Raw genomic sequence first — 26,433 nt, forward strand, 5'->3', positions numbered from 1 at the left:
ACCGCGCCCGCCGCCCCGGAGCGATCGAACCGAACCGGTGCACGTAGCAGTCACACCCAGGGGTGACCGCGGTGGACTCGGCCACAGAGATACTGCTCAACTGGTCGGACAACGGGCTTCCTTGGTCGTGCTGGGTGTCGTAACCGCGTCACTACCAAGGGGCCCGTTCTTTCATGCCCGCGGCCGCACCCGTAACTCTGTCCAGATGGCCACCCGCGCCGCACACCTCGAACGAGATCCGGTTTGCCACAACGCACTCATCAGCCGGCGACCAGACCATGCCCAGTTTCTCCAGCCGCCGGGCGCGCAGGCCGGTCATCTGCCCCGCCCCGTAAGCCCGTCGCTGCTCCGCGATCCACTGCCCGAGGGGATACGCGCCCTCCTTGTGCCCGTACGGCACCCGGGCGTGAAGCTCACGCTCCGCGAACGTCTTGAGCGACGCCCAGCCGCGCGCCCAGTCCTGCTTCTCCGTGTCGATCACGTTGAAGGACACCCAGTCCGCGACCATCACCGGGTCACGAGGAGCAGCAAAACGGAGCAGCAGACGGGATTCTTCCTCGCCTTCCCCGGGCGGCGGACCGATGTACTCGGACGGCTGCACGACGTGGGAGTACTCGCTTCTGTGTCCGGGATGGTTCTCAGTCTGGTTGAGGTTCCCCCGAGATGCGGAGTGGGTTGACAGGGGGTCAGATGGGACTCATGAGAGGAACATCGACCATGGCTGCCCCCAGGAAGTACTCGCTGGAGTTGCGTGAGCGTGCGGTGCGGATGTATCGCACCTCCGACCCGAGGCCGCAGATCAAGAAGCTCGCCGCCGACCTCGGTGTGCATCCGGAGGCCCTGCGCGGCTGGATCCGCCAGGCCGAGGCGGACGCCGGCGAGCGGGATGACCGGCTCACCACCGATGAACGCGCCGAACTCGCCGCGCTGCGCAGGGAGAATGCCCAGCTCAAGCGGGCGAACGAGGTTCTGCGGACGGCCTCGGCGTTTTTCGCGGCGCAGCTCGACCCGACCCGGCCCAGGTGACGGCGCTCGTTGACGAGCACCCCGGCCTGGGGGTCGAGTGCGTACTCCGGGAGCTTTCCATCGCCTCCTCGACGTACTACCGCTGGCGCCGTGCCGAGCGCGAGCCGTGCGACCGCGTCCAGGACGCGGAGCTGACCGAGCAGATCCGGCAGATCCACGCCGACTCGGGCGGGATCTACGGCTCGCCGCGCGTCCACGCGATGTTGAAGCGCGAAGGCGTGCACGTGGGCCGCAAACGGGTCGAGCGCCTGATGCGCGAGGCCGGCATCGCGGGCGTCAGCCCGCGCCGGGGCAGCTTCACGCGCCGCGATCCCAAGGCCACGCTCGCCCCGGACCTGGTCGGGCGCGACTTCACGGCGCCCGCGCCGAACCGGCTGTGGGTCACCGACCTCACGATGATTGCGACCAGTGAGGGGCCCTTGTGGCTGTCGACGATCCGGGACGCGTTCTCCCGCCGGGTGGTGGCCTGGGAGACCTCCGCCTGCGCGGACGCCGACCTGGTCCTGACCACCCTCGAGTACGCCCTCGCCTCCCGCGAGGTCGAGCCCGGCACACTCGTCCACCACGCCGACCACGGCTGTCAGTACACGTCTGTGAAGCTCACAACTCGCTTGGTACGGGCGGGAGTTCACGCGTCCATGGGCTCGGTCGGGGACTCGTACGATAACGCTCTCGCGGAGAATTTGTGGATACTGATCAAGACGGAGTGCATCCGCGGGCGCGTCTTTGCTACCCGAGCCGAGGCGAACCTCGCACTATTCGAGTACATCGACGGCTTCTATAACTCCCGGCGCATCCAGAAACGACTCGGCTACCTCAGCCCGGTCGAGTTCGAGGAGAAGCACTACGCCGACCAGGCAACGGCCGAACGAACGAACCTGAAAGTCCGTCAACCCGCCCTGACCAGCTGATCAGCACCTCCCGCACACCGGGGGAACCTCAGGTGTCCGGTCTTGGGCGCTGTGGTCCGGGCCGGTTCGGGTGTTTCTATGGGGTGTTGAGCAGTGATGGCCGGGCGCTGGTGCTGGACAAGCAGTGAGGATTGGCTGGTCACTGAGTGAGGAATACGTGGTCAGCGGGGCGGGAGCTCCAAGAGGGGTGGGCCCGGCGTCAGCCGGTCACAGGCGTCCCGGCTGCTCGACGTCGCCCACGCCCTGGCCGCCATCCAGGCCGCCGTGGCCGCAGGCCCGTGCCGCCGCCAGGCTGACCGCCCACTTGATGTCCTGCGTCTGCTTCACTGGCCGTTCGTCTTCCTGGGCTGGTGTGATTGTGAGGGTGTTCTCCAGGGTCCACTGCTGTACGGGCAGGAGCTGTTCCCACCCGAACCGCTGCGTGTTCACCCAGCGTCCGAGGTCTTCGCCCTGGACGACGACGTCGCCCGCAGCCTCGGGGGGTGTGCCGCCGGCCTGGACGTGGTTCTGGACGAGGCGGTAGCAGCGCTGCCACGTGGTGTCCCATGCCGGGCACCATCCCGGATCGATCGCGTCCAGCTCGTCCCGCCGCGTTTCGGTCATCGCGCCGGCCGCCGAGGGGACGGGGCGGCCGGCCGTGCTTCCCCGTTCTCCCGCGCCCTGCGGCTTTCAGGGCGTCTTGTTGCGCTTCGGGATGTTGATCGCGCCTGGACGAGGCCGGGGCGGTCTTTACTGTTACTGGTCACAGATTGACACTCCCCGTGGCGGTTCCCAAGCTGATATGAGGGGCGCTGGTAGGGAGCGTGGTCGTGAGTGCTGAGCACAGCGAACTTCCCCGGTTGCTGGCGGCTGCGGAGACGGCGGCGCCGGTGGAGGCCGTCGATGTGGTCGCGGAGGACCTGCGGCGGCGTTTTAAAGCTACGAAGGTCTCTTTCCTCATCGTGGACCTGACGGGGAAGGCGGTGGCGCGGCTGTCCGTCGCCGGCACCGTGGGGCGGGAAGCGGAGCGGGTCCCCCTGTCCGGCAGCGTCTACGAGCAGGTGATCCGTACCCAGCAGCTGTATCAGAAGGCGACCGGTCAGGAACAGCGGGTGATCGCGCCGGTCACCAACCGAGGGGATGCTATCGGGCTGCTGGAATTGCTCCTGCCGGCCGACCCCGGCGAGGACTTCCTCGATGCGATCAGGGAAGCCGCCCACATCCTGGCCTACATCGTGATCGCCAACGGGCGGTTCACCGATCTCTACACCTGGGGCAAACGTTCCAGGCCTTCCACCTTGGCTGCAGAAATCCAGTACCAGCTGCTGCCCATGTCACTGTCGTGCGAGGCTGCACAGTTCACGCTGTGCGGGAGCCTGGAGCCCTCCGAAGACCTCAGCGGCGACACCTTCGACTACGCCCTGGACCGCGACACCCTGCACCTGTCGGTGACCGACCCCATGGGCCACAACATCGACGCCGCCTTGGCCGCCACGGTCTTGGTGAGCGCCCTGCGCAGCGCCCGCCGCGCAGGAACCGACCTGGCCGAGCAAGCCCACCGGGCCGACCAGGCTCTGGCCGACCACGGCCACGGCCACGCCACCGGGCAGCTACTGCGCATCAACCTCCACACCGGGCAGGCCCAGTTCGTCAACGCCGGCCACCCCTGGCCGCTGCGCATGCGCGAGGGGGCTCTGGAGGTGATCACCTGCGAGGTAGACCATCCCTTCGGCCTGTCCGTGCCCGCCCCCCACCCCTACCGCGTTCAGGACATTGATCTGCGCCCCGGCGACCGTCTGCTCATGTTGACCGACGGCATGCTCGAACGTCATGGGGAGAATGTCGACCTGCTCGCCCTGGTGGAGCGCACCCGGGACCTGCATCCGCGGGAGACCGTACTGACGCTGACGTCCGCAGTCCTGGACGCCGCTGGCGGCCGGCTCGAAGACGATGCCACCGTGATGTGCCTGGACTGGCACGGCCCCCAGGAGACCCAGCGGCAAGATGCCAGCTCCGGCGCGGACACTCAGCAAGCCTCAGCAGGCCGCACGAAGTCATAGCCGTGACCAGGGCGCTCTCCTGGACGGTGTCAGGCGGCCGGCGAGTACCTCTCGCTCGTCGGGGCATCGCCTCTGAGCACCGTGAAGTCGATGTCCAGTTTCGAATCGTACGCCTCGGACTGGATCTTCCCCGCCGAGAAGGAAGCCCTCGGCTTCCTGGCCATCGAGGTCGAGAAGGTACAGCCCCGGTGAGCGGCGAGGGCTCCAGGCCCCGGAGGATCCTGACGGTCTGCAAGGGCGGCCACTGCCGGGCCCCGCTCGCCGCCGCCGTCCTGGCACGCCACGGCGGGAGCGCGGTCCAGACACGGGCCGCCGCTGTCAGGGACAACCCTGACGGCGACCGGCTGTACGCGGTCCAGCGGGAGCAGGCCCGCCGCCGGGCGGAGCGTGAGGCCGCGGAGCGGGAGGCACAGCGGCCGGTGTGCACGCGCTGCGGAGCGAAGTTCACCGACGACCGTTGGCAGTCGATCCGGCAGTCCACGTGGCGCAGCGAGGGACACGACCTGTGCGGGCCGTGCGAGCAGGAGGCGGCCGGCCGCGCGGAAGCCGACCGCGTCGCGCGGCGCCAGGCCGAAGAGGCAGCCGCGCGCGAGGCGGCCGAAGCGGAGGCGAAGAAGAACCGCGGCCTGTTCAAACGACGCCGGTAGTCGCGGGCAAGCCCAAGGCACCCTGGGCAAGCCCGCGTGTGTCCAGGCAGCCATCGAGGACCCGCAGCAGAACGCGAACCCGACAGCAACCGACCAGCAGGCGTAGCTGACCCCTCCCACCTAGGACTGCTGTTCAGACGGCTGTCCAGTGCCACTAACCAGGAGAGCCCACACCTGTCATCAACCACCGGCCGCCATGGGGGGCGACCGGAGGCCGCTGCTGGGCTGATGGGCCCGGGCGTCTTGCCTGCCCGGCTCGCCCCGGCTTCGCTGCTGTGAGGTTCTGGTCGGCGTTCGGGGTTCAGGGGGCCTGCCCCCCGGTAGTGCTCGTCTCTTTGGACTTGGTCGCTGCCCAGCTTGCGAGTAGTTTGAGCCGGTCCTCGTTGGGGGTGCCCGGCTCGGCCGTGTAGATGGTGAGCGAGTGGACCTCGCGTGGGGAAATGGGCAGGTCCAGCGGCTGGTAGACGAGCTCGACGCTCCCGGCTTCAGGGTGCTGGAACTGTTTGATCCCGCCATGGTGGATGCGCACGTCGTGGGCGGCCCAACGAGTGCGGAACTCGGTGCTCACCGTGCACAGTTCACCGATCAGTTCGCGCAGTGCCTTGTCGTGTGGGTAGCGCCCCGCCTCGGCACGCAGCAGGGCGACGGTGGCGGCAAGGGCGCCGTCCCAGTCGGCGACGAAGTCGGGAGCCTCTCGGTCGAGGAACCAGTAGCGGGCGAAGTTCGGCTGTCCTCGAGCGTCGGTGGTCTCGCTTTCGAACAGTGGCGCGAACAGGGCGCGGGCCAGGGCGTTGGTGGCGACGATGTCGAGGCGACCGTTGGTGACGAAGGCCGCGGACAGTGTCATGGAATCGAGCAGCCACTGGACGCGGGGCGGCACGTCGACGGCCTTGCGGCGGCGGGGGGTGCGGCTGGACGGTTGTGCGGTACGGGCCAGGTCGAACAGGTAGGTGCGTTCGTCGTCGTCCAGCTGGAGCGCACGGGCGACCGCGTCGAGGACGTCTTCGGACACGCCGTTGATGTGGCCTTTCTCCAGCCTCGTGTACCACTCGGTGCTGACGCCGGCGAGGACGGCGACCTCCTCGCGCCGCAGGCCAGGAACCCGGCGCCGGCCGCTGATGGGCAGTCCGACCTGCTCCGGGGTGATCTTGGCGCGCCGGGTGGCGAGGAAGTCGCGGATGTCCGCGCGGCGGTCGGGGAGGCGTTCCATGCCCTCCACGCTACGGCGCGAGGCCCTGGCCTGGGGGGTTGAGCTTGTCCCCCCTATAAGTCCGGCCTCCCGCGCCTGCGGCAGAAGCGGTTTCGTGAGGTGCACCCCGATTTCGACCCGCTGCGGAGATGAAGCATGACGACGCGAGGAGACACCCTCCACGCCCCCGACGCCCTGCAGGGCACCGGCCCTGGGCAGCCGCCCGCCCGGCTTCCGCTCGTCGTCCACGTCCTGGCACTGGGCACGTTCTTGATGGGCACGACCGAGTTCGTGGTGGCGGGCCTGCTGCCGGCAATTTCCGGTGACATGCAGGTCAGCCTGGCTCAGGCCGGTCTGTTGATCACTGTCTTCGCGGTCGGGATGATCGTCGGCGCGCCGCTGATGGCGATGCTGACGTTGCGGCTTCCCCGGAGGCTGACGCTGATCCTGGCGCTGGGGGTCTTCGCGGCCGGGCACGTGATTGTCGCCGTCGGCTCCAGCTTCTCGCTGTTGCTGGCCGCCCGGTTCCTGACCGCGTTGGCGACCGGCGCGTTCTGGGCGGTGGCCAACGTGGTGGCCGCCCGTGCTGCGGGCCCCGCCTCGAGCTCCCGCGCCCTGGGCGTCGTGGGTGCCGGCGCGATGCTCGCCAACGTCGTCGGCGTGCCGCTGGGCGCTTTCGCCGGACAGGGCATGGGCTGGCGTGGCCCGTTCTGGGCGCTCGCGGCGCTGGGGGCAGCCGCCATGGTGCTCATCGCCCGCCACGTCCCGCACGACGAAGTGAGTCACACGGCGGTGTCGATCCGATCCGAGCTGTCCGCGGTGCGCTCGGGCCGGATGTGGCTGGTCCTCGCGGCCTGCGCGACCACGACGGGCGGCGTGCTATCGACGTACTCCTACATTTCGCCGCTGCTGACCGACCGGGCAGGGCTGGCCTCCGGCCTCGTGCCGCTGGTCCTGGTCGGATTCGGCATCGGTGCCCTGGCGGGCTTCCTCGTGGGCGGCCGCCTGGGAGACCACCGTCCGCACGCGACGGCCATCGCTGCCGCTGCGACCACCACGATCCTGCTCCTGGCGCTGTGCCTGCTGTCCCGGTCCGCCGCGCCCACGATTGTGCTGGTCGCCCTGCTGGGGCTGTTCGGACTCGGAGCCAACCCGGTACTGATCTCCCTCGGCGTCCGCTTCGCCGGCCAGGCCCCCACCCTGGGCTCCGCCCTCACCGTCTCGGCATTCAATCTCGGCACGGCCGTCGGCTCCTGGATCGCCGGCCTCGCTCTCGAGTCCCCCCTGCAAGCCACCGGTCCCGCTGCCGTCGGCACCGCCATCGCGGCTCTCACGCTGATCCCCACGCTCGCCATTGCCCTCACCCAGCGCCGCCGCTCGACGGTGGCAATGCCGAGCCCGGCACCGGACGCTTCGGCCCTTTGAGCGGGCTCGACCGCAAACGCCCCCGAACCGAGGAAGCCTCGGCTGCGCCGCGCCTTCCTGAACACGCACCGGTGCCCCCAGGCACCCGCACCATGAAAGCAAGGAGATCCACGATGCGTGGAGTAGTGATGTACACCGCCGGCGACGTCCGCGTCGAGGAGCGCGAGGACCCGAAAATCATCGAGCCCACCGACGCGATCGTGAAGCTGACCGCGACCTGCATCTGCGGCTCGGACCTGTGGCCGTACCGCGGTATCGAACCCGCCGACCACACCCTCATGGGCCACGAGTACGTGGGCGTGGTCGAAGAAGTCGGTGACGCGGTGAAGACCGTCAAGCCCGGAGACTTCGTCGTCGGCTCCTTCGTCATCTCCGACAACACCTGCGAGATCTGCCAGGCCGGCTTCCAGTCCAAGTGCGTGCACGCCGAGTTCGTCCACGCAGGCATCGGCACCCAGGCCGAGAAGGCCCGCATCCCGCTGGCCGACGGCACCCTGGTCGCCACCCCCGGACAGCCCGACCCCGAACTGATCCCCGCCCTGCTCGCCGCCTCCGACGTCCTGGGCACCGGCTGGTACGCAGCCGTCGCCGCCGAGGCCGGGCCTGGCAAGACCGTCGCAGTCGTCGGCGACGGCGCGGTCGGCCTGATGGCAGTCCTGGCCGCCAAGCAGCTCGGCGCCGAGCGCATCATCGAGATGTCACGCCACCCCGAACGGCAGAAGCTGGCCCGCTACTACGGCGCCACCGACATCGTCGAAGAGCGCGGCGACGAGGGCATCGCCAAGATCAAGGAGCTCACCGGCGGCCTCGGCGCACACTCGGTCATCGAGGCCGTGGGCACACAGGAGTCGTTCATGCAGGCCGTCGGCTCCACCCGCGGCGGTGGGCACCTGGGCTATGTGGGCGTCAACTACGACGTTCAGATTCCTGGTATCGAGCTGTTCTTCGCCGGCATCCACACCCTCGGCGGGCCCGCCCCCGTGCGCCGCTTCCTGCCTGAGCTGATCCAGCTCATCTGGGACAAGAAGATCGATTCCGGCAAGGTCTTCGACCTCACCCTCCCCCTGGAGCAAGCTCCGGAGGGTTACAAGGCGATGGATGAGCGCCGCGCGACCAAGGTCCTGCTTACCCTCTGACGACCGGGCCGACAGCCCCGCTCGTGCCCTCCACCCCGACGCAAGGACGGAGAACCCGACCACATGGCCCTGATCTTGGTGACCGGAGCCTCCAGCGGGATCGGCTACACGACGGCGACCACGCTGGCCGAGGACGGGCACGACGTGGTCGTCCACGCCCGCACCCCGGCACGCGTCACCGCGCCAGCGGGAGGGGGCCGGTGGGCGGGCGTGGTGACCGGGGATCTCGCCGAGACCGGCGAGATCCCCGGCCTCGCCCGGCAGGCCAACGCCTTCGGCCGCTTCGACACGGTCATCCACAACGCCGGCACCATGCACACTCCCGAAGCAGCCACCGTCAACCTGGTCGCGCCCTACCTGCTGACGGCCCTGATGGACAAGCCGTCCCGACTCATCTATCTGAGTAGCTCCATGCACCGGGGCGGCTCCACCAGCCTTGCGCAGTTCGCGGACGGCACCGCCTCCTACAGCGACAGCAAGCTGTGGGTGACTACCTTGGCCATGGCTGTCTCCGCCCGGTGGGAGACGACAACTTCCCATGCCGTCCGCCCCGGTCTCTCTGTCACAGGGGCATGGGGCAGTAGACCGTGAGCGCTTCTGTCAGCTTGTCGATCGTCAACTCCGTTCCTGAATAGGCCACTTCACCGTCGTACGCATACGGGGTCCCCGGTGCCAGGCCGGCGATCCGTACTCGGTGCCGCCGTACCGCCGCGTGGACGGGGGAGCGGGTCAGCGGACCGGCCACCGCTGCTGCCAGCAGCCGCAGCCCTGGAGTCCGGCCGCCGTGGACCGCTCTGATGTCCAGCAGGCCGTCCGCCAGGTTGTGCCGCCGTCCGGGAGCGGGCCCCACCCGCTGGAAGAGCCCGTTGCCCACGAACAGGAGCCACAACGGCCGCCGCTTTCCCTGCAGCTCGGCCGCCAGCGGGCGTCGACCACGCAGTACTTCGAAGGCCGCGAGGACTCCGGCGGGCCAGCCGCCGATGCGGGGCGCCCAGCGCTCCCGGGTCCGCACGAGCTCCGGATAGACCCCCAGGCTGAACGCGTTGAGGAAGTAGCCGTCCGCCCCGCCCGGCCCCTCGGGACCGGGCCGGAACCGGCCCAGGTCCACCCGGACCGCGCCCCCCGAGGTGAGGGCGGCCGCCGTGTCGTGCACCGTCTCGATGCCCAGATCGTACGCAAAGTGATTGAGCGTTCCGCCAGGAAAGACGGCGAGCGGCATCCCGTGCGTCGCCGCGACAGACGCCGCCAGATTTACCGTGCCGTCACCCCCGCAGACCCCCAGCGCCCGGCCCCGGCCCGCAGCCTCGGCCAGCGCCCCGGACAGCTCGTCGGGCGCGCACTCCACGACCTCGGCCAGCGGCAACGCCTCGCGCACCAGCGAAGCGGTCGCGGTGGCGGTGCCGGACTCCTGGTTCACTACGACGACCAGGTCCTTGCCGGCGGGCAACGGCGGAGCCGCCGCCGGCGGACGGCCCGGTGCGGGCAGCTGACCCCGCGTCGGTACGACCCCGCGCAACGCGAACGCCGCCCCTATGCCGAGCGCCACACCGGCCAGCACATCGCCCGGATAGTGCACACCCGTGTAGACGCGGGAGGCGGCCACGGCCACCGCGACCGGGGCGACGACCGCGCCCCAGCCCTTCGACTCAAGGGCGACACCCGTGGCGAAGGCGGCCGCGGACGCCGCGTGCCCGGACGGGAACGACGTAGTGAACGGCTGCCGCTTGAGCTGCCGCACCACCGGAACCAGGTCCAGTAGCGGCCGCTCCCGGCGCACCGCCTGCTTGCCGACGGTGTTGATCGCGGCCGAGGCGACGGCCAGCGACGCGACCCCGCGCAACGCCGCCCGGCGTGCCCGCGTGCTGCTGCCCAGTGCCGCCATACCGGCCGCGGCGCCGAACCAGAGAAGTCCGTGATCGGCGCTGCGGCTCAGCCGGGGCAGCACCTGATCGGCGCCCGGCCAGCGCCGGCCGGCGACGCTGCGGAACAGGGCGAGGTCGCGGCTGTGCAGCAGACCGCGCAACCGGGCGGGGACGGCAAGGGAGACGGAATAGGAGGCGGAGAAGGGAAAGGAGGGGCTGCTGCTCGTAGTAGACATGAGTCAGCGAATACCCGGCCCGGACCCGATGAAGCGGCAGACGCGCCGAGACGCGGGCGGTGCCATCGTGACCGGGCTCGCCTGGTGGAGCCAGCGATAACCATCGGCCCGCCACCCAAGCGGATGGTGGGCCCCTCTCACGCCCGTGGTTCGGGCCCACCCGCCAACCCGCTCGTGCCAGGACCTGCCGTTCTACCAGCGCATGCCGAGTTGGTCGATGTCGGCTCGCCTGACAGCCCGCCAAGCCCGCTTCCGTCCCCACCTGCTCGACGTGCTTACGGGGTACCCGCAAGTGCCCCTCGCGGGCGTGGAACTGCCGTGCCGCACGCAGGTTGAGGGCCCACTTGTCGTCTTGCGTCCGTTTCACCGGCCGCTCTGCCTCTTCGGCGGGTTCGATCCCGAGGACGTTTTCCAGCAGCCACTGCTGTGCGGGAAGGAGCTGTTCCCACCCGAGCCGCTGCGCCGCGACCCATCGCCCGAGGTCCTCGCCCTGCACGATCACTTTGCCGACCACCACCGGCAAGGCCCCGCCGTCCTGGAGGAGGTTCTGGATGAGCCGGAAGCAGCGTTGCCACCCGATGTCCCATATCGGGCACCAGCCCGGGTCGATCTCCTCCAGCGCCGCGCGCCGCGCCTCGGTCAAGGCACCCGCACTGGAAGGGACGGGGAGGCCGGCCTGCCGCCGCTGCACAATCTGATCCGCGGTCCGGGCGGCGAAGCGTTGGTTCTTGGTCCAGGTCCCGACCGGGTATCCGTCCCAGACCGCGGTCGCGGGCGGCAGCAGGTGCCCGTGCACGGCCGCCCAGGCGCGGGCTGCTGTGAGGCCTTCCTCGAACGCGACGTCCTGGTGCGACCAGACCATGCCCAGCCCGTCGAGCTGTTCCACCCGCCCCGCATCCAGACTCCCCGCCTTGTGGAACTTCCGCTGGTCGGCGAGCCAGGTCCCCAGCGGGAACCCGGCCGGCGCCCAGTCGTCGGGGGTGACGTAGTCGTACGGCACCCGCAGCTGATCCGCCCCGGTCTCCTTCACGTACCGCACGCATGCCTGGATACCGCGCCGCCAGAACGTGTTCTCCGGCTCGATCACCCGCAGCTTCACGAACCGTGCCAGCAACGCGGGATCCCGGGGCGTGCTGAACTTCAGCAGTTCCTGCGCAGGCGCACTCGGTCCCCGCTCACCCGCCAGCTCCTCCATCTCGCCTTCCTCGCCCTCCTCAACCACCCAACTACCGCTGCGCACACGAGGATCGGCGAGGCTCTCGATCGTGTCGGTGTCGTGCGCCCGCAGCGCTGAGAGGACCTTCGCGAGGGTTCCGTAGGCGTCCGAGGTCAGCATGTCGTCTGGCTTTTCACCCGGTGCGAGGAATACCGGAACAATTAGAGAAGCGATCTTCCCTTCACCGGGCTTGATTCGCAGGGCGCGGCCGACCATTTGCACGATATCGATCATCGATCCCCGCGCGTCGCAGAACGCGACGGAATCACAATTCGCCGTATCGACACCCTCGCCCAGCACCTTCACCGTGGTGATCGGTGTCGTTTTGTCGGTGGGTGTTCGTCATCGTTTTGTCAGTGGCTCGGTGGTGTTTCCTGGCCGATGATGCGGGGTGCTGGGTTCTGACAGCGGATGCCGATGAAGGACTGTCGTTCTTGCGGGGCGTGGTGGTCGGTTTGCTGCTGATCGCTACGAGGGTGGGGTGTTCGTGCTGGTCAGTGGTGTGGTGTGGGCGGGTGTCCGATCCCGGTGAAGGTGGCGAACGGACCGCTGATCACGGCGAGCCGGTGAAAGGTCGAATTGAGTGTGCGGCAGAGTGGATCTGTCCGTCTCCTCCGTGGCCGTCCGATGGGTCAGCGGCCGGGGCGTGGTGCCGCGCGCATGGATTCGCGTGACGCGTCCAGGAAGGCACTGCGAGCTTTCCCTGCATTCCTGTACATGTCGCGATATATGTCGTAGTTGGGCCAGCCCGAGGTTCCGGATTTCGAGCGCACCGAAGATCCCAGGGCCTCCAGCGCCTCGGCAAGGTTGATGCACGCCTTGTCCACAAGCTCCGGGACGAGAAGCAGCACCCGCTCCAGGGGACGCTGCACACCTTCAGAGATCCGATCCACATGGGCCGCCGTACTCTCTTCGTGGTCCTCCCAGAAGCTGTCGCCCATCCGAGCTTCCTCATGCGCCGCTATTTCGTCGAAGTACTCTCCCTGGTCGATCTCCTCTTGGAATTCCTTCACCGCGGTGTCCCAGGCATCAAGGAGTGCAACGTATGCGTCCTGACGCTGTCCACGGAGCCACTGGCCGTGCTCAACCGCAGCTTGGTCCCTGACCTGCCGCCGACCGAGGAAGAAGCCACTAACCACTCCCGCCAACGCCACCCCCTCGCCTATCTGCTGCGCCGTCCCCGCGGGGCGTCGCAACGTGCCTTCAGCAAGGGCCTGCATGCTGCCTACATGTTCTGGCGCCGCCACGAACACTTCGACGTCCCCTACGGTTACCTGCATGAGGAGGACGGCCAGAGCCTCCATCTGGGGCGCTGGATCGCGGAACGACGCCGGAACGTAACCCAGCTCAGAGCTGAGCAGATCGCCGCCCTCGAGGCCCTCGACATGCGCTGGATCCCTCGCCCCAGCCACACAGGCGCTTGACCGGCCACACCCGCTTACGAACAGTCGTGCGTCGTACTTGACCAGCAACGGCCGCCGCAGCGGCTTGGCTGGCTCAGTCCCGTCGAGTTTGAGGAGAAGTATTGCGTCGGCCAGGTGACGGTCGAACAACTGAACCTGAAACCCCGTCAACCCGCCCTGACCAGCTGATCGGCACCTCCCGCACACCGGGGAAACCTCATGGCCGGCCCGGTCCGTGCCGCTGGATCCGCGCTGGTCGGACGCGGAAGCGGCCTGCCCTATGCCCAGATGAGCGCTTGGACCGGTATTCCTGAAGACGACCTGGCCCAGCAGGTCCAGGACTATCACCGCCTCATGGCTCTCTGAGCTGCTGCACGATCGCTGTCGCGAGGCTCGACGGGTCGGACCCGGGGCTCGCACGCCCGATTCCTGAATGCTGGTCTGGTGGGTGAGGGCAGCGCTGGCGGGGCGGGTTGGTCACCTGGTGGCGGGGGCGAGTTGCACGCGCATGCTGCGAGAGTTCGTCACGTGACCGCAGAGTCATTCCCGGCGGTCACGCTCTGGTACCGCCTGGCCAACGCGGGCCCTAGAACCCACGTGATGTCGTCGGATCCCGGGTCGTACGACCACCCGTCCGCTACCCGGGCGGCAACCAGCCGGTCGAGGGTGGCAGTCAGGGCGCCAGGTGTGTCTGCTGCGCACACGCGCCCGAGTCGGTCTGCCTCGATGATGCCGTGCACGTGGCCGGGGGAGAGGTAGGTGGCCAGCGCGAGTCCGGCGAGCTGTTCTGAGGCCGACAGGCTGCGAAGCGCCGGGCAGGATGTCAGGCGCAGCGCTGCGTCGGCGGCATGGGCACGGTCCCGGCGCCCAGGGGCCTGTGTCAGGACAGCAGCGTCGAGAAGTTGAGGTTCCCCCGAGATGCGGGGATGGGTGACAGAAGGTCAGATGGGTCTCATGAGAGGAGCCCAGACGATGCCTGCGCCGAGAAAGTACCCGCTGGAGTTGCGTGAGCGTGCGGTCCGGATGTACCGGACCGCCGAGCCGAAGCCCGTGATCCGCCGCATGGCCGAGGAACTCGGCGTGCACCACGAGGCCCTGCGCAACTGGATCCGCCAGGCCGAGGCCGACGCCGGCGAACGCGACGACCTGCTCACCACCGCCGAGCGTGAGGAGCTTGCCGCCCTGCGCAAGGAGAATGCCCAGCTCAAGCGTGCGAATGAGGTCCTGCGGACGGCCTCGGCTTTTTTCGCGGCCCAGCTCGACCCGACCCGGCCCAGGTGACGGCGCTCGTTGACGAGCACCCGCATCTGGGGGTCGAGCCCGTACTCCGGGAACTGAACATCCCTTCCTCCACCTACTACCGGTGGCGCCAGGCCGAGAAGGAACCGTGCGAACGGCGCCGCCGGGACGCCGAGCTGACGGGCAGGATCCAGCAGGTCCACGACGAGTCCGGCGGGATCTATGGCTCACCTCGCGTGCACGCCGTCCTCAAGCGTGAGGGCGTCCACGTCGGCAGGAAGCGCGTCGAGCGGCTCATGCGGGAGGCCGGCCTGGCCGGGATCAGCCCCCGCCGGGGCACGGGTTTCACTCGCCGTGACCCGGACGCCGATCTGGCCCCTGACCTGGTGCAACGCGACCTCACCGCGAATGGGCCGAACCGGCTGTGGGTTACCGACTTGACCATGATCTCCACCGGGGAGGGGCCGTTGTGGCTGTCCGCGATCCGCGACGCGTTCTCCCGCCGGGTGGTCGCCTGGGAGACCTCCGCCCGCGCGGACGCCGACCTGGTCCTCACCTCGCTGGAGTATGCCCTGGCCAGCCGCGAGGTCGCCCCCGGTGAGCTCATTCACCACGCCGACCACGGCTGTCAATACACGTCCGTGAAGCTCACAACACGCCTGGTCAGGGCCGGTATCCAGGCGTCCATGGGCTCGGTCGGCGACTCGTTCGACAATGCCCTGGCGGAGAACCTGTGGATGGTCATCAAGACCGAGTGCATCCGCGGCCGCGTCTTCGCCACCAGAGCCGAAGCGAACCTCGCGCTCTTCGAGTACATCGACGGCTTCTACAACCCCCGCCGCATCCAGAAACGACTGGGCTACCTCAGCCCGATCGAGTTCGAGGAGAAGTACTACGCCGCCCCGGCAGCGACCGAACAAGTGAACCTGAAACCACGTCAACCCGCTCTGACCAGCTAGTCAGCCACTCCCGCGCTGCGGGGGAACCTCAGCAGCGTCGAGAAGTTGCACCGCGAACCCGCGCTGCTTTGCCCAAGGCGGGTTCGTAGCCAGACGCGTGAGCCAGCCGGATTGCTCCAGCTCTTGCCAGAGAGACGAATGACGATTCATGCGCAGGCCTCGCAGTAGCCCTGCCAGCATCCAGAGCCGGCCGGAGACAGTTGCCCGCAGCGCGCACTGCAGAGCCAGCAGCCGCGCAGCGGCACCGACCTCGGAGGGGAGGGCGGCTGCGAGGTAGCTGAGCATTTCCTGGATCCGAACTGCCGCCCCTGGCCCGCGCTCCCGTTGCTTGCGGCGTTCTGGGAGAGCGTCGGGGTGGGGTGCCGTCGCGCGCGTCGTGGGTTCGGGGACGATGGCGCTGTGTGCGGTGGCCTGCGCGCAGGCGCTGCACCGCCCTGGCCTCGGCCACGAAGGCTGCGGGGGACTCCTCGAGACTCCGCCCGTCCAGCATCAGTACGGTGCGATCCGCTGCTGCGGCCCGCTGGGCGAAGCGTCCCAGCAGCGCCGACTTGCCGACACCGCCGGGGCCATGAATGAACAGCACTCGGCCGCCGGTGCACAGCGCCTCCTCGAAGGCAGCGAGCTCTTCCTTTCGTCCGACGAAGGCACGTTGCCTCGCGGCCTGGAGACGCCCCTCCAGGCGCCCGGCATGCTGCCCCTCGTCAACGAGCTTGCAGGGCATCGCGGATCTCCTGGGTCGTTGGTGGCACGTCGGCGTCCGGGCGGTACTCGAAGTGCCACCACTCGTTGTCGTAGATGCGGTAGAGGTCGTAGCGGGCACCGTGTTCCTCGAGCCAGCGCGCGCCTTCGAACGGGCGCACATCCAGCGCGGTGCCCTTGACGTGCCTGGATTCCGCCGGTGGCAGTACGAGCATCCGGGCCGCGGCCGGTGAGCCGACGCGGCGCACCTCCTCGTCGAACAACCGCTGCTGGACGAGGGGATCGCGGTATCCCGAGGTGAGGCCGACGAGCTGCCCATGACGCCAGAGCGCCTCAGCGCGTGCAGCGGTGAACGCCGCCCTGGCACCGTCGGTGAGCCCGGTGAGATCCTCGGCAGGAAATCGGATCCCCAACGCCCAGTGGCAGGCCAGTTCACGGGCGCGGCCGGGATCGCGGACGAACGCAACGGGGAGCAGGAGCACGGCGAGCACCACCGCAAGTACGGTGAACAGCCGGTCACGGGGCCGAAGCGGGATAACGTGTGGCTCGTTCATGCCCCCAGTCAAGGGGGCGTGATGTTGCCAGCCCGTATCCAGTTTTCGATATACCGACGATACGTACCGGCTCGTAACATCGGACTATGCGTGTATTAGTCGTCGAGGACGAACCCTACATGGCAGAGGCGATCCGCGATGGGCTGCGCCTGGAAGCGATCGCGGCCGACACCGCCGGTGACGGTGATACCGCTCTGGAACTGCTGAGCACCAACGCTTACGACATCGCCGTCCTCGACCGGGACATCCCCGGACCTACCGGTGACGAGATCGCCAAACACATCGTCGCCTCCGGCAGCGGCATGCCGATCCTCATGCTGACCGCTGCCGACCGGCTCGACGACAAGGCCACCGGGTTCGAGATCGGCGCCGACGACTACCTCACCAAGCCCTTCGAACTCCGCGAACTCGTGCTCAGGCTCAGAGCACTCGACCGCAGGCGAGCCCACAACAGACCACCTGTGCGAGAGATCGCAGGCTTACGTGTGGATCCGTTCCGCCGCGAGGTCTACCGCGAGGGCCGCTACATCGCGCTGACCAGGAAGCAGTTCGCTGTGCTCGAAGTCCTCGTCGCTGCCGAAGGCGGTGCCGTCAGCGCAGAAGAGTTGCTGGAGCGAGCGTGGGATGAGAACGCCGATCCGTTCACCAACGCCGTGCGCATCACGGTCTCGGCCCTGCGCAAACGCCTTGGCGAGCCCTGGCTGATCGCCACCGTGCTCGGGGTCGGTTACCGCATCGACGCAGGACCGGACGCCGATGACCGGGGAGCGGTGCGTGGATAGGCGTCAAGGGTTGAGCGTCCGCCTCAAGTTCACCCTCAGCTATGCCGGGTTCCTCGTGATCGCGGGCGCATTGCTGCTCGCCGCCGTGTGGGTGTTCCTTCTGCGGGGAAGGTCGAACAGCCTGGCCGTCCCCGATTGGTCCGACTTCCTACGCGTCTTCAAGCCAAGCAATTTCGGCCCAGTCGTCTTCGTCCCGGCGGGAATCCTGGCGCTGGGGTTCCTGCTGGTGTTCGGTCTCGTGGGCGGGTGGATTCTGGCCGGCCGGATGCTCGCCCCGCTGATACGCATCACCGACGCCACACACAGGGTGGCGAACGGACCGCTCTCCCACCGGATCCGCCTACCGGGCCGCCGAGATGAGTTCCGCGAACTCGCCGACTCCTTCGACACCATGCTCGCGCAGCTCGAAGCCCACGTCGCCGAACAGCAGCGATTCGCGGCCAATGCCTCTCACGAACTGCGCACCCCGCTGGCGGTCACGCAGACGCTTCTCGACGCGACCCGCAACGATCCGAACCGCGACACCTGTGAGCTTGTCGAGCGCCTCCGCGTGGTCAACACCCGAGCCATCGACCTCACTGAAGCACTGCTCCTGCTCAACCGCGCCAACCAGCGGTCATTCACCAGGGAAGACGTCGACCTGTCCCTCCTGGCGGAAGAAGCCACTGAAACGCTCCTCCCCTTGGCAGAAAAGCATGGCGTCACCATCGAAACCTCCGGCGACATGAGCACCACCATCGGCTCACAGGCGCTCCTGCTGCAGATGGTCATGAACCTTCTGCACAACGCGATCGGCCACAACCTGCCTGAACAGGGCACCGTATGGGTGCATACCAGCGTCCGCCCCGACACTGTTGTGCTCACTGTCGAGAACACTGGCGAGAAGCTCACCTCACAGCTGGTCTCGACACTCACCGAGCCATTCCAGCGCGGCACCGAACGCATACACAGCAGCCACGCAGGTGTCGGCCTCGGCCTGGCCATCGTCAAGACCATCACCCAGGCACACGACGGAACCCTCACCCTCACCCCCCGCCCCGCCGGCGGGCTCCGCGTCACGGTGCAACTGCCCGCCGCGTCAGCGCACACACAAACAGATGGCGATCAGGCCTGAAGAACGTCCGAATCTCACCGGGGAAACCCGCTGCCTGCTCACGCCCGAACTACGCCGGTCGCTGCTTCCACGCCCACTTCGCGTCTCGCCCGCCGAGTTCCGCCACCGACAGGCCGCCTCAGCCTCGATGGGATATGGAGACGTCGAATGCCTTACAAAGCAGGCGATTCAGCGGCAGATCCCATTCGCCGAGATACTCCAAGGCTTCGCCGCCGGTGCCGACCTTGAACTGGATCAGGCCCAGGTGCAGGAAGTTGTCGTCCACGGCGCCGGTGATGCCGCGCAGGTCGTGGACCGTACATCCGGCAGCCAGAGCATCAGTGATCATCTTCCGCTGCACGGCGTTCGACCCACATACCTCCCGTTCGGCCGTGGCGGAGGCGCCGTAGCTGTACCAGGCGTGTTCTCCGACCCGGGCCCGCAGCTCGCAGCACTCCAGATGCGGGCCACCGCCGTCGACCCGATGCGTAGGGCGAAGGTGCCAGAGTGCTTCAGGTGGTCCACCAATGGGTCGAGCCAGCCGGCCAGATCATCCGAGGCCCAGTCGATCACCGGCCCTTCGGGCAGGTACGCCAGCGATGTCTTGAACCCGGGCAGCCGCCACCGCAGGTTGGGTCGCGTTGGACGAGGCGTGATCGCTCACCGTGATGGCACGTACCCGAAAAGCCACAGCCGCTCCTACCTGTCGTCCATCGGTCGACCTACCAGCACATCGTGGGGTCCGGACGCGAGCGCGGCGGCGACCTTGTCGAGGCGCGCCCCGCGGGAGGCCTTGACGAGCACCACATCGCCGGCAGTGAGCCGACCGCGCAGCCACTCGACGGCCGCGGCGTTGTCGGCCAGCGCCACCGCCCGCTCTCCGGCACCGTCGGCGAGCGGCCGGGTGCCGACCGCGACCACCACGTCGGCCCGGGAGGCGGCGTACTCCCCGATGGCGCGGTGCTCGGCCTCGTTGTCGTCGCCGAGTTCGAGCATTTCGCCGAGGACGGCGATGCGGCGCCCGCCCTCGATTGCCGCCAGCGCGTCCAGGGCGGCGCGGGTCGAGTCGGGGTCGGCGTTGAAGGAGTCGTTGAGCAGCGTTGCGCCGCCGACGAGGTCACGTAGTTCCAAGCGCCACTTCGACAGCGAGACCGTGGGCAGCGCTGCCGCGGCCCCATCGAGGGGAACGCCGGCCGCCAGCCCTGCCGCCGCGGCAGCCGACGCGTTGAGCGTCTGGTGAGTGCCCACGAGCGGCAGCCCGACGCGAGCCGAGGTGGCGGCGGTCCGCAGTGTGAAGGACGGCCGGGCGAGCCGGTCAAGGACTACGTCGAGTACGCGAACGTCGGCGTGTTCCGCCTGGCCGAACGTCAGCACCGGGCAGTCGGTGAGCGAGCGCATCGCGACCACCCGGGGATCGTCGGCGCTCAGGACCGCGGTGCCGCCGGGCGCCAGACCCTGCACCAGCTCACCCTTGGCCTGGGCGGTTGCCTCGCGCGACCCGAGATGGCTGAGGTGGGCCTGGCCGACGTTGAGGACGACACCGACGTCGGGCGCGACCAGGCCGGTGAGTTTGGAGATGTCGCCGATGCGGCGGACTCCCATCTCAAGGACGAGGAACCGGGTGGCCGCGTTGGAACGCAGCATGGTGAGCGGCACGCCGAGGTCGTTGTTGAGCGAGCCGATCGTGGCGATCGTCGGCGCGGCGCTCGACAACACGGCCGCCAGCAGGTCCTTGGTGCTGGTCTTGCCGCGGGATCCGGTCACCCCGACGACAGTCAGCCCGTCGCGCAGCCGTGCCACGACGTGGGTGGCGAGCGCCTGCAACGCGGCCTTGGCGTCCTCGACCACGACGGTCGGTAGCGCCGTGGGCCGGGAGCCGAGCACGGCCACCGCGCCGGCCCGGCCGGCCTGGATGGCGTAGTCGTGGCCGTCGACGTGTTCGCCGGCGAAGGCCACGAAGAGGCCGCCCGGCTCGGCCTGCCGGCCGTCGAGCACGGCCGGCGCGGTCACTGTCACGGCGCCGTCGCCCTCGACCGTCCCGCCGACAACTGTGGCGATCTCACCGAGGCTGAGCGGGATCATGCCCGGACCACGCAAGGATCGGCGAAGCACATCAACAACCGTCCGGTCGCTGTGCTGGCGATCGGGGGCGGGCTGGCGAAGTAGAGGATGGCAGAGGCTGATTCGCTGGAACTCATGCCTTCCAGTCAAGAGAGCGTGGTGTTGCCGGCGCGTATGCAGTTTTCGATACGTCGACGATATGTATGTTGCCGGCCGCTACAGGCGCAGGACGATGCTCGTCCTGATCTTCAAGGACGAGTCCCCAGCCCGTAGAGGTGCCGGCGAGGCGAATGCACAACACGTTGCGTGTCGCCCGCAGAGCTCCGGTCGATCCCACGGGCGAAGCCAGCGCGGCCGACCAGCCGCATCCATGCTCGCGCAGGGTGTTGGCCGGCAACGTATCGTCGGCGTATCAAAAAATGCATACGCGCTGGCAACACCACGCTCTCTTGACTGGAAGGCATGAGTTCCAGCGGACCAACACGAGCAGCGGCGTGCCGCACCCGAGCGCCAGCGTCGCCCTCACGGGCTGTCTCGGCAACGGGAATCACAGTCTATGGGTGCGAGCAGGACGAGGCCCTTCTATTCCGAGAAATGGCGCCTCGCTTTGGCATGGCGCCAACCATCACAAAGGAAGCGGTATCTGAAGCCAATATCGACCTGGCAGTCGGGAACCGATACATCAGCATCGGCCACAAGACGCACGTCACCCGTGCCACACTCAGCGCACTGAGCCGCGCCGGTGTGGAGTATCTCTCCACACGAAGCGTCGGATGCAACCACATCGACGTGAGCTACGCGGACAGCGTCGGTATCTCCGTCGGAAACGTGGCGTATTCTCCCGACAGCGTTGCCGACTACACGCTCATGCTGATGCTGATGGCCGTGCGCCACGCGAAGGCCACCGTCCGCCGCACCGATGCTCATGACTACCGGCTGAGTGAGATACGCGGCAAAGAGCTGCGCGACCTGACTGTCGGAGTGGTCGGCACGGGGCGTATCGGCACAGCAGTCATCGACCGATTGCGAGGCTTCGGCTGCCGCGTGCTGGCCTACGGCAATCGCCCCAAGACCCCCGCCGATTACACGCCGATCGACGAGCTGCTTCAGCACAGCGACATTGTCACGCTCCACACCCCGCTCACCGCAGAAACCCGCCATCTCGTCGATCGCCGACGTATCGACCAGATGAAACACGGCGCGTTCATCGTCAACACCGGACGCGGGCCACTCATCGATACCGAAGCCCTTCTATCGGCATTGGAGAGCGGCAGATTGGGCGGCGCGGCGCTGGACGTCCTCGACGGCGAAGAAGGAATCTTCTACACCGACTGCCGGAACAAGCCCATAGAGAACCGCCAGCTGTTGCGACTACAGGATCTGCCGAATGTGCTCATCAGCCCGCACACGGCCTATTACACCGACCACGCGCTGAGCGACACCATCAGAAACAGCCTCATCAACTGCCTCAACTTTGAAAGCGGGAAAACATGGACAGGTTGAAGATCGGCGTCATCTTCGGGGGCTCTTCCGAAGAACACCCCGTCTCCGTCAAGTCCGCCCAAGAGGTCGCAAAGAACCTCGACACCGGTAAATACGAGCCGTACTGGATCGGCATCACGCAGTCCGGTGCCTGGCAGCTCTGTGACTCCCCTGGCACAGACTGGGAGAACACCGACGCTCGGCCGGTCATGCTGTCACCCGACCGAAGCGTCCACGGACTGCTCGTCCTGGAACAGGACCGATTCGAAGTGATCCGTCTGGACCTCGTGCTGCCCGTCCTGCACGGCACACTCGGCGAAGACGGGGCGATCCAGGGCCTGTTGGAGCTCTCTGGCGTCCCCTATGCCGGCTGCGATATCCAGAGCTCTGCCATCTGCATGGACAAATCCCTGACCTACGCCGTCGCCAAGAGCGCGGGCATCGCCACGCCAAATTTCCGGGTGGTCGCGGGAGACGAGAAGGTCGACGCCGAACAGCTTCCTTATCCCGTCTTCGTGAAGCCAGCCCGTTCGGGCTCATCCTTCGGCGTCAGCAAAGTCGCCGGAGCAGAGGACTTGCCGAGTGCGCTGGAGGCCGCACGGCAGTACGACTCGAAGGTCCTGATCGAAGAGGCCGTGGCCGGGAGTGAGGTCGGCTGCGCGATCCTGGGGGACCCATCCACCCCGATCGCGGGCGAGGTGGACCGCGTAGCCCTCTCCCACGGATTCTTCAGGATCCACCAGGAGGAGTCACCCGAGAGTGGTTCGGAGAACTCGACGTTCATCGTTCCCGCCGACATCTCCGAAGAATCGCGTCGGCTCGTCCAAGAGAGCGCCAAGACCATCTACCGCACACTGGGCTGCCAGGGGCTTGCCCGCGTGGACGTGTTCCTCCAGGACGACGGCCAGGTGGTACTCAACGAAGTCAACACCTTTCCCGGCATGACCTCCTACAGCCGCTATCCACGGATGATGGGCGCCGCAGGAATGCCGCTTTCCGACGTCATCGACCGGCTCGTGTCAATGACACTGCACCGGAAAAAGCGATGAACGGCGACTTCGGGTACCTGGACGAGCTGGTGCCCGGCATCCGTTGGGATGCCAAGTACGCCACCGGGGACAACTTCACCGGAAAGCCGGTAGACGGATACCTGGTGAATCGGATAGTCGGCACCAGAGCCTTGTGCGCAGCCCTGGGGCGAGCGCAGGAAAAAGCCGCGTCCCGCGGCTTCGGCTTGCTTGTCTGGGACGGATACCGTCCGCAACGCGCCGTCGACTGCTTCATGCGCTGGTCCGAACAGTCGGAGGACGGCCGGACAAAGCAGCGGCACTACCCCAATATCGACAGGTCCGAGCTTTTCGACAAGGGATACGTGGCTGCCAAGTCAGGCCACAGCCGCGGCAGTTCCGTCGACTTGACGCTCTACACCCTTGCCACCGGAGAAAATGCTTGCATGGGTGGTGAACACGACCTCATGGACTCGATCTCACATCATGGAGCAGCAGGAATAAGACCCATCGAAGCGGAAAACCGCGAGCACCTTTGCTCCGTAATGGAGGACTGCGGATTTGCTCGCTACGCCTGCGAGTGGTGGCACTACACGCTGGAAAGCGAGCCTTACTCAGATGTCTATTTCGACTTTCCCATCACCTGATGGAAGCCTCCCTTACGTCTCACAGTGGGGAAGCCTGGACCGGAACGACGAGGTCGTCATGCGGCGTGCCGCCCCATCCAGGATCGACGTCTTCCTGAGGCGCACCGATCCATCGCAACTGCACGACTGGACCTCCGACGGGTACCACTCGCGCGAGGAGTACCTGTTCTGGTCCCGCAAAGTCTGCGGCTTGGCATGTCTGCAGTCCCTGCTCCACGGCTGGACGGACACCCGACTGCTGATGCGTGAACTCCTTGCGCTGGCCCTCGACTGGGGTTGCTACGTGGTGGAACCCCAGGGCAAGGTCCAAGGACTGATATACCGGCCATTCATGGCTTGGGTCAGCTCACACTTCGGATTCAAATGCCAACTGGTCGAGAACACACCGATTCAAGCATCCGCCCGAGCGGTGCGCCCCGGGCAAGCCCTGATCGCTTCAGTGTCTCCTGAGATTCGCGACCCAAGCACCTATAAACCGCGGCGGGGAGGGCATCTTGTGCTGGTTCATGAGGTCCATGGCGGGACGGTGCGGTTCCATAATCCGTCGGGCTACTCCCACAATGCGGACTCCGCATCGCTGCCCATGCGCGTATTCGAGCGCTTCCACGCAGGACGAGGAATCCTGGTCAGTGTGACACCGTGAGGCCAGGCGAACCGGCACCGCGCGCCGCTGCGAGCGCACGATTGAGGGTCTGCTGAGCCGGCATCAGCCCGGCCCGGGCGGGCGCGGGAGGAGTGTGGTCCCTCACGGCCCGTCCCCCGAGCCGTGGTCGGCCTGAAAGAGCTCCAGTTGAGCTTCTTCGGCGCTGCCGCTGCGGGCTGGAGACCGCTTCGACGATTGACGTCCTGCGGTGGGACTGCCACGGTATCTGCGGACGACCCGCCAGGACGTCAGGCGGGCGGCGCCGCGCTCGACCGGTGCCCGGGCCCGCCGGGGGCCCCGGTGACGCCCGCGCTCAGCCAGGGGCCGGCGCCCTGGGTCGGCGGGATCGGCCAGGACGGAAACGGCCTGGCCCTCACAGATGCGGATGATCCGGTGAGTGCGGGCGCGGTCAGGTCGTGAGCCCGGCCCGACAGCGTGCGGGCGGAATACCCCACGACGGTCGCTGAGATGTACCACGGGGGTCGGGACGCCCCCGTACACAGCCTTCTCCACACCCAGCTCCACCGGCCGGTCCGCGTTGCCGGACCGGTCCGACCCCTGCGGTACGGCGATCACCGGGGCCCTGTTCGCGGCGGTGCCTCACTGCAGTCGGGGCCGACCACTTCGGTGGTGGGCTGCATGACCCTCGGGATCAGGACCAGGGCTTGTTCCGGGCTGCCCGGCATGAAGGTGAAAGCCGGCCGCCCGGTGACTGCCCGCACCTGCACCCCGTGCCGGCGGCGCGTGGGGGAGCAGTCCGCGCGTGAGACTGCGACCCGGTCGCACTCGGCGAGGGCGCCGCCCGGCAGAGGGTCGAGTACGGCAGGACAGATGACCAACGAGGCCCCCCGGGCAGCATGATGGAGACATCAGACATCTCGATCAACAGCCCCGGGGCCTCGCTCGTGGCGGCTCGCAGACCGTCACTTGACGCGGCCACCTCGAAGAGGCTCACCGTCGGCAAAAGCGGGATCACGTCACGGCGGCAAGCCGACGAGCCCCGGGGCGAGAGGGTGATCGCGGTGGTCCCCCGCGCCGCGGCAGCCGTGCGGCACGGACACCGACAGATGCGTCCAAGTGCCCGAAGTCTTCAGTTGGACTCACTCGTGGACATCGACTTGGTTCAGCACGATTGAGATTCGCTGACTTCGTGAGCCGTGTGAGAGGGGCACCTGCGTGGAAATGGTGTTGCGCTACCAGGGGGTGAGGAAGAGCGATGACGATCCCGATCCCTGGCGGACCACGATCCACCCGGGGACGGTGCGCCGAGTGCTCGCCTACTTCCGCCCGCACATCCGCATGGTGGCGCTCTTCGTCGTAGTCGCCACGATGGAGGCGCTGACCGTCGCCGCAACTCCCTTGCTGCTGAGGGAGCTCGTCGACAACGGCATCGTCAAGAACGATCGCGGGGTCGTGATCTTGACGGCCTGCCTGGCCGTCGGCCTTGCCGTGCTGGGCGCGGGGTTGTCGCTGGTGTCCGCCTATATCTCCGGGCGGATCGGGCAGGTGGTCAGCTACGACCTCCGGGTTCAGGCGCTCGACCACGTCCGGCGGCTGCCGCTCGCGTTCTTCACCCGCACCCAGACGGGGGTGCTGGTCGGCCGGCTGCACACCGAACTGATCATGGCACAGCAGCAGTTCAGCGGCTTGCTGATGGCGGCCACCAGTGCGGTCATGGTCGTGGTGGTGCTGGCCGAGCTGTTCTACCTGTCGTGGCTTGTCGGCGTCATCACGCTGGCGCTGGTTCCGATATTCATCGTGCCCTGGGTTCACGTGGGGCGGGTGATACAGCGGCGCACCCAACGGCAGATGGACGAGAACGCCGGCCTCGGCGGACGGCTGCAGGAGCGGTTCAACGTACAGGGGGCGATGCTCTCCAAGCTCTTCGGCCGTCCGGACGAGGAGATGGCCGAATACGCGGATCGTGCCAATAGGATCCGCGAGATCGGCGTGAACCTTGCCGTCTGGGGCCGGATGGCCTTCGTGATGATGACGCTGATGGCCTCGCTCTTCCGCTATCCCACCGCGGAGGAGGTCTCACTGGCGTCTCTGGAGCATCTGCGGACCGATCGCGAGCACGGGAAAGCGACGCCGGATGTCCTGCGCGACGTGAGTTTTCACGTGCAGGCCGGAACCCTCACCGCAGAACTCCCGCCTGGGGCGGCTGTCCCTGGTCG

Annotated in this window: 24 protein-coding genes and 4 pseudogenes; 17 read left to right on the top strand and 11 right to left on the bottom strand. The window is 67.8% G+C overall.

Going from position 1 to position 26,433, the window contains the following annotated elements; translation table 11 throughout:
• Window positions 1-151: 151 nt before the first annotated feature.
• The gene (locus OG978_RS46335) at window positions 152-601 is read right to left on the bottom strand and encodes a helicase associated domain-containing protein (RefSeq protein WP_442817903.1); all 450 of its coding nucleotides are present in this window, start codon (window positions 599-601) and stop codon (window positions 152-154) included.
• A 116-nt stretch (window positions 602-717) separates the two neighbouring features.
• Between OG978_RS46335 and OG978_RS46340 the strand changes: the two genes are divergently transcribed.
• Window positions 718-1,026 (top strand): transposase, encoded by a 309-nt coding sequence (locus OG978_RS46340; RefSeq protein WP_326771034.1) that lies wholly within the window; start codon window positions 718-720, stop codon window positions 1,024-1,026.
• Entirely contained in the window at window positions 1,023-1,937 is a 915-nt protein-coding gene (locus tag OG978_RS46345) for an IS3 family transposase (protein WP_326771035.1), read from the top strand. The genes OG978_RS46340 and OG978_RS46345 overlap by 4 nt, the downstream gene beginning before the upstream one ends.
• 207 nt (window positions 1,938-2,144) lie before the next feature.
• Here OG978_RS46345 and OG978_RS46350 read toward each other — a convergent pair whose 3' ends face one another.
• On the bottom strand, window positions 2,145-2,540 hold the full coding sequence (locus OG978_RS46350; protein ID WP_326771036.1) for a hypothetical protein: 396 nt from the start codon (window positions 2,538-2,540) through the stop codon (window positions 2,145-2,147).
• Between the two features lie 266 nt (window positions 2,541-2,806).
• Here OG978_RS46350 and OG978_RS46355 point away from each other — a divergent pair, with 266 nt between their 5' ends.
• Both OG978_RS46355 and OG978_RS46360 read left to right on the top strand, forming a co-directional pair.
• The gene (locus tag OG978_RS46355) at window positions 2,807-3,976 is read left to right on the top strand and encodes a PP2C family protein-serine/threonine phosphatase (RefSeq protein WP_326771089.1); all 1,170 of its coding nucleotides are present in this window, start codon (window positions 2,807-2,809) and stop codon (window positions 3,974-3,976) included.
• Between the two features lie 188 nt (window positions 3,977-4,164).
• A complete protein-coding gene (locus OG978_RS46360; RefSeq protein ID WP_326771037.1) occupies window positions 4,165-4,623 on the top strand; it encodes a hypothetical protein in 459 nt (152 codons plus the stop codon).
• Between the two features lie 301 nt (window positions 4,624-4,924).
• On the opposite strand, the gene OG978_RS46365 is transcribed toward OG978_RS46360, so the two are convergent.
• A complete protein-coding gene (locus tag OG978_RS46365; RefSeq protein ID WP_326771038.1) occupies window positions 4,925-5,833 on the bottom strand; it encodes a helix-turn-helix domain-containing protein in 909 nt (302 codons plus the stop codon).
• Window positions 5,834-5,968: 135 nt separating this feature from the next.
• On the opposite strand from OG978_RS46365, the gene OG978_RS46370 reads away from it, so the two are divergent.
• From OG978_RS46370 to OG978_RS46380, 3 genes are all read left to right on the top strand, one after another.
• Window positions 5,969-7,237 carry an MFS transporter gene (locus tag OG978_RS46370; protein WP_326771039.1) on the top strand — a complete coding sequence of 423 codons (1,269 nt, stop codon included), beginning with the start codon at window positions 5,969-5,971 and terminating at the stop codon, window positions 7,235-7,237.
• 113 nt (window positions 7,238-7,350) lie between these two features.
• The gene (locus OG978_RS46375; protein WP_326771040.1) at window positions 7,351-8,373 is read left to right on the top strand and encodes a zinc-dependent alcohol dehydrogenase family protein; all 1,023 of its coding nucleotides are present in this window, start codon (window positions 7,351-7,353) and stop codon (window positions 8,371-8,373) included.
• A 63-nt stretch (window positions 8,374-8,436) separates the two neighbouring features.
• A complete protein-coding gene (locus OG978_RS46380) occupies window positions 8,437-8,964 on the top strand; it encodes an SDR family NAD(P)-dependent oxidoreductase (RefSeq protein ID WP_326771041.1) in 528 nt (175 codons plus the stop codon).
• Here OG978_RS46380 and OG978_RS46385 read toward each other — a convergent pair.
• From OG978_RS46385 to OG978_RS46395, 3 genes and pseudogenes are all read right to left on the bottom strand, one after another.
• On the bottom strand, window positions 8,936-10,471 hold the full coding sequence (locus OG978_RS46385) for a bifunctional phosphatase PAP2/diacylglycerol kinase family protein (RefSeq protein WP_326771042.1): 1,536 nt from the start codon (window positions 10,469-10,471) through the stop codon (window positions 8,936-8,938). The genes OG978_RS46380 and OG978_RS46385 overlap by 29 nt on opposite strands.
• 664 nt (window positions 10,472-11,135) lie before the next feature.
• Window positions 11,136-11,993 (bottom strand): annotated as a pseudogene (locus OG978_RS46390) (Helicase associated domain protein); the annotation flags it as partial.
• 326 nt (window positions 11,994-12,319) lie between these two features.
• Window positions 12,320-12,628: a hypothetical protein gene (locus OG978_RS46395; RefSeq protein WP_326769874.1), complete on the bottom strand. Its 309-nt coding sequence runs from the start codon at window positions 12,626-12,628 to the stop codon at window positions 12,320-12,322.
• A gap of 288 nt (window positions 12,629-12,916) precedes the next feature.
• On the opposite strand from OG978_RS46395, the gene OG978_RS46400 reads away from it, so the two are divergent.
• The 3 genes from OG978_RS46400 (at window position 12,917) to OG978_RS46410 (ending at window position 15,288) form a co-directional block, all read left to right on the top strand.
• Window positions 12,917-13,111 (top strand): helicase associated domain-containing protein, encoded by a 195-nt coding sequence (locus tag OG978_RS46400; protein ID WP_266767368.1) that lies wholly within the window; start codon window positions 12,917-12,919, stop codon window positions 13,109-13,111.
• 951 nt (window positions 13,112-14,062) lie between these two features.
• Complete coding sequence (locus OG978_RS46405; protein WP_176740405.1) at window positions 14,063-14,371, top strand: transposase; 309 nt, start codon at window positions 14,063-14,065, stop codon at window positions 14,369-14,371.
• The gene (locus OG978_RS46410) at window positions 14,368-15,288 is read left to right on the top strand and encodes an IS3 family transposase (RefSeq protein WP_326763363.1); all 921 of its coding nucleotides are present in this window, start codon (window positions 14,368-14,370) and stop codon (window positions 15,286-15,288) included. The genes OG978_RS46405 and OG978_RS46410 overlap by 4 nt, the downstream gene beginning before the upstream one ends.
• A 28-nt stretch (window positions 15,289-15,316) precedes the next feature.
• Here OG978_RS46410 and OG978_RS48765 read toward each other — a convergent pair whose 3' ends face one another.
• Together OG978_RS48765 and vanY-N are read right to left on the bottom strand one after the other, a co-directional pair.
• Window positions 15,317-16,009, bottom strand: a complete 693-nt coding sequence (locus OG978_RS48765) for an ATP-binding protein (RefSeq protein WP_442817635.1) — start codon at window positions 16,007-16,009, stop codon at window positions 15,317-15,319.
• Window positions 15,990-16,541, bottom strand: coding sequence for a D,D-peptidase/D,D-carboxypeptidase VanY-N (vanY-N, locus tag OG978_RS46415; RefSeq protein ID WP_266694172.1), 552 nt, complete (start codon window positions 16,539-16,541; stop codon window positions 15,990-15,992). The genes OG978_RS48765 and vanY-N overlap by 20 nt, the downstream gene beginning before the upstream one ends.
• Window positions 16,542-16,627: 86 nt before the next feature.
• On the opposite strand from vanY-N, the gene OG978_RS46420 reads away from it, so the two are divergent.
• Both OG978_RS46420 and OG978_RS46425 read left to right on the top strand, forming a co-directional pair.
• Window positions 16,628-17,323, top strand: a complete 696-nt coding sequence (locus OG978_RS46420; RefSeq protein ID WP_317865726.1) for a response regulator transcription factor — start codon at window positions 16,628-16,630, stop codon at window positions 17,321-17,323.
• Entirely contained in the window at window positions 17,316-18,437 is a 1,122-nt protein-coding gene (locus tag OG978_RS46425; protein WP_326769889.1) for a sensor histidine kinase, read from the top strand. Before OG978_RS46420 ends, OG978_RS46425 begins: the two co-directional genes overlap by 8 nt.
• Before the next feature lie 118 nt (window positions 18,438-18,555).
• Here the strand turns inward: OG978_RS46425 and OG978_RS46430 are convergent.
• Together OG978_RS46430 and OG978_RS46435 are read right to left on the bottom strand one after the other, a co-directional pair.
• Window positions 18,556-18,852 (bottom strand): annotated as a pseudogene (locus OG978_RS46430) (peptidoglycan bridge formation glycyltransferase FemA/FemB family protein); the annotation flags it as partial.
• Between the two features lie 263 nt (window positions 18,853-19,115).
• On the bottom strand, window positions 19,116-20,498 hold the full coding sequence (locus tag OG978_RS46435) for a UDP-N-acetylmuramoyl-tripeptide--D-alanyl-D-alanine ligase (RefSeq protein WP_317865730.1): 1,383 nt from the start codon (window positions 20,496-20,498) through the stop codon (window positions 19,116-19,118).
• A gap of 441 nt (window positions 20,499-20,939) precedes the next feature.
• On the opposite strand from OG978_RS46435, the gene vanH reads away from it, so the two are divergent.
• From vanH to OG978_RS46455, 4 genes are read left to right on the top strand one after another with little or no spacing between them, the layout of a single operon-like run.
• Window positions 20,940-21,980 (top strand): D-lactate dehydrogenase VanH, encoded by a 1,041-nt coding sequence (gene vanH, locus OG978_RS46440; protein ID WP_326763362.1) that lies wholly within the window; start codon window positions 20,940-20,942, stop codon window positions 21,978-21,980.
• Window positions 21,968-23,008, top strand: coding sequence for a D-alanine--(R)-lactate ligase (gene vanA / locus OG978_RS46445; protein ID WP_326763361.1), 1,041 nt, complete (start codon window positions 21,968-21,970; stop codon window positions 23,006-23,008). The genes vanH and vanA overlap by 13 nt, the downstream gene beginning before the upstream one ends.
• Window positions 23,005-23,613 (top strand): D-Ala-D-Ala dipeptidase VanX, encoded by a 609-nt coding sequence (gene vanX / locus OG978_RS46450; protein ID WP_326763360.1) that lies wholly within the window; start codon window positions 23,005-23,007, stop codon window positions 23,611-23,613. Before vanA ends, vanX begins: the two co-directional genes overlap by 4 nt.
• Window positions 23,585-24,256 (top strand): hypothetical protein, encoded by a 672-nt coding sequence (locus OG978_RS46455; protein WP_326763359.1) that lies wholly within the window; start codon window positions 23,585-23,587, stop codon window positions 24,254-24,256. Before vanX ends, OG978_RS46455 begins: the two co-directional genes overlap by 29 nt.
• A gap of 160 nt (window positions 24,257-24,416) precedes the next feature.
• Here OG978_RS46455 and OG978_RS46460 read toward each other — a convergent pair.
• Window positions 24,417-24,690: pseudogene (locus OG978_RS46460) on the bottom strand (IS5/IS1182 family transposase); the annotation flags it as partial.
• Window positions 24,691-25,555: 865 nt separating this feature from the next.
• On the opposite strand from OG978_RS46460, the pseudogene OG978_RS46470 reads away from it, so the two are divergent.
• Window positions 25,556-26,254, top strand: a pseudogene (locus OG978_RS46470) (ABC transporter transmembrane domain-containing protein); the annotation flags it as partial.
• Window positions 26,255-26,433: the final 179 nt, after the last annotated feature.

Source organism: Streptomyces sp. NBC_01591, assembly GCF_035918155.1.
In the GTDB taxonomy this organism is placed as follows: Bacteria; Actinomycetota; Actinomycetes; order Streptomycetales; family Streptomycetaceae; genus Streptomyces.

Excerpts from the sequence above, each read along its gene's own strand:
- OG978_RS46365 (WP_326771038.1), bottom strand. The coding sequence starts at position 5,833 with ATGGAACGCCTCCCCGACCGCCGCGCGGACATCCGCGACTTCCTCGCC.
- OG978_RS46405 (WP_176740405.1), top strand. The coding sequence starts at position 14,063 with ATGCCTGCGCCGAGAAAGTACCCGCTGGAGTTGCGTGAGCGTGCGGTC.
- OG978_RS48765 (WP_442817635.1), bottom strand. The coding sequence starts at position 16,009 with ATGCCCTGCAAGCTCGTTGACGAGGGGCAGCATGCCGGGCGCCTGGAG.
- vanH (WP_326763362.1), top strand. The coding sequence starts at position 20,940 with ATGAGTTCCAGCGGACCAACACGAGCAGCGGCGTGCCGCACCCGAGCG.
- vanX (WP_326763360.1), top strand. The coding sequence starts at position 23,005 with ATGAACGGCGACTTCGGGTACCTGGACGAGCTGGTGCCCGGCATCCGT.
- OG978_RS46350 (WP_326771036.1), bottom strand. The coding sequence starts at position 2,540 with ATGACCGAAACGCGGCGGGACGAGCTGGACGCGATCGATCCGGGATGG.
- OG978_RS46380 (WP_326771041.1), top strand. The coding sequence starts at position 8,437 with ATGGCCCTGATCTTGGTGACCGGAGCCTCCAGCGGGATCGGCTACACG.
- OG978_RS46340 (WP_326771034.1), top strand. The coding sequence starts at position 718 with ATGGCTGCCCCCAGGAAGTACTCGCTGGAGTTGCGTGAGCGTGCGGTG.
- vanA (WP_326763361.1), top strand. The coding sequence starts at position 21,968 with ATGGACAGGTTGAAGATCGGCGTCATCTTCGGGGGCTCTTCCGAAGAA.
- OG978_RS46455 (WP_326763359.1), top strand. The coding sequence starts at position 23,585 with ATGTCTATTTCGACTTTCCCATCACCTGATGGAAGCCTCCCTTACGTC.
- OG978_RS46385 (WP_326771042.1), bottom strand. The coding sequence starts at position 10,471 with ATGTCTACTACGAGCAGCAGCCCCTCCTTTCCCTTCTCCGCCTCCTAT.
- OG978_RS46370 (WP_326771039.1), top strand. The coding sequence starts at position 5,969 with ATGACGACGCGAGGAGACACCCTCCACGCCCCCGACGCCCTGCAGGGC.
- OG978_RS46400 (WP_266767368.1), top strand. The coding sequence starts at position 12,917 with ATGTTCTGGCGCCGCCACGAACACTTCGACGTCCCCTACGGTTACCTG.
- OG978_RS46435 (WP_317865730.1), bottom strand. The coding sequence starts at position 20,498 with ATGATCCCGCTCAGCCTCGGTGAGATCGCCACAGTTGTCGGCGGGACG.
- vanY-N (WP_266694172.1), bottom strand. The coding sequence starts at position 16,541 with ATGAACGAGCCACACGTTATCCCGCTTCGGCCCCGTGACCGGCTGTTC.
- OG978_RS46420 (WP_317865726.1), top strand. The coding sequence starts at position 16,628 with ATGCGTGTATTAGTCGTCGAGGACGAACCCTACATGGCAGAGGCGATC.
- OG978_RS46395 (WP_326769874.1), bottom strand. The coding sequence starts at position 12,628 with ATGGGCGACAGCTTCTGGGAGGACCACGAAGAGAGTACGGCGGCCCAT.
- OG978_RS46375 (WP_326771040.1), top strand. The coding sequence starts at position 7,351 with ATGCGTGGAGTAGTGATGTACACCGCCGGCGACGTCCGCGTCGAGGAG.